The organism is Micromonospora sp. NPDC023814, assembly GCF_040639595.1.
In the GTDB taxonomy this organism is placed as follows: Bacteria; Actinomycetota; Actinomycetes; order Mycobacteriales; family Micromonosporaceae; genus Micromonospora.
The window spans coordinates 1-1,514 of sequence record NZ_JBFAAF010000229.1 but is presented as its reverse complement, the minus strand read 5'-3'; the positions used below and the strand labels follow the sequence as shown (position 1 = coordinate 1,514).

Below are 1,514 nucleotides of genomic sequence, written 5' to 3'. Positions count from 1 at the left end.
CCAACGCCGTTCAGTTAGGGCGCTGGCTGGTTGGTCAAGGGTCGTTGCTGATGACGTCGATGCTGGTGGTGGCTTTGTAGGTGCGGCGGTCGATGTGGGGTCCGCGGGCCTGGTACTTGGAGTTCGAGCGTTTGATCATGCGGGTTTTCGTGCGGATGCGGCGGTTGGGTAGCAGGTTGGCCAGGACGCGTTCGCCGATGACACCGACCAGGTCGATGACGGTGTCGGCGATGACGCCGGCGGCGTGCACGATCTGGTCGCGGGCGGCGTGGAGTGCGGTGGTGAAGCTGGCGCGGTCCGGGTCGAGGCCGGGTCGGCTGTCGGTGGCGTCGACCATGGCGGTGCGTAGTAGTTGGTAGACGATCAGCAGGGCGTGGATCTCCTGGTCGACGCCGTCGGGGGTTCGGGCGCGTAGGACCCGGCCGCCGAGGATGGTGGACTTGAGTTCCAGGTAGGCGGTCTCGATCTCCCACCGCTGGTGGTAGAGGCCGACGAGGTCGGCAGCCGGGTAGCGACACGGGTCGAGCAGGGTGGTGATCAGCCGGTAGTCGCCGGTGTGGCTGCCGGCGGTGGTGGTGATGCTGATCCGGGCCTCGATGATCCGTACTGGCTGGCCGCCGATGACCGACAGCCAGGAGCCGTCGCGGTAGCGGCGGATCAACGGGAGCCTGCGGCCGGTCTTGCAGCGGATCAACAGGTCCGCTCCGGTCGCGGCGAACGCGGTGATCAGGTCGGCGGCGGCGTAGTTGCGGTCGGCCAGTAGCAGCATCCCGGCGCGTAGGCTGCGGGTGAGCTGCCGTGCCTGGACGGTCTCGCCGGTGGTGCTCGGGTCGAACACGGCGTCGATGACCGAGCGGGTGCCGCAGGCCAGCAGCGCACTCAGCCGCAGTGTCGGGTAGCCGGAGCCGCCGTTGTTGCACCGGTGTTTGACGTAGTGACGCAGGTTGGCCGTCGAGTCCGCGACGGCGAGCACGGTGCCGTCGACGACGACCGGCAGCAGACCCCGCCACCACACCTGTCCGACAGCGCTGGTCGCGGCCGGGCCACGAAGCACGTCGAACAAGGCCCGTAACGGGGCTACGCCGAGTCGTTGCCGGGCCTGCCGCAACGCGCTGCCGCACGGGTCGGGCACCGGCAGCCCGCGCAAACCGGCGACGAGTTTCGCCCACACCTGCCGGTAGCCACAATCGGCGAACAAACAACCGGCCAGCAGCAGATACACCACGACCCGGGCCGGCAACAGGCGGACCCGTCGCTGCGTACGTCGAGTCGCGGCCAGCACGTCATCGACCATCTCGAACGGCACGAGGCGGGTCAGCTCACCGAGGTGACCCGCCGCGAACGGCCCGGCAGCTACCGTGACCGTCCGGGTTATGGCAATCTGATCCACCGAGCGGGGTTCCTGGTTCGGGTTGTCTTGGAGTGACAAACCTTGATACCGGAACCCCGCCTCTCAAACCCCGTTCAACACACCCCTTGACCAGCCACGCCCACGCCTAACTGAACGGCGTTGG

The 1,514-nt window shown here is 68.1% G+C and carries 1 protein-coding gene; it reads right to left on the bottom strand.

The window, feature by feature from the left end:
* Nucleotides 1–34: 34 nt before the first annotated feature.
* Nucleotides 35–1,390 (bottom strand): IS4 family transposase, encoded by a 1,356-nt coding sequence (locus AB0G14_RS35660; protein ID WP_357705212.1) that lies wholly within the window; start codon nt 1,388–1,390, stop codon nt 35–37.
* Nucleotides 1,391–1,514 lie beyond the last annotated feature (124 nt).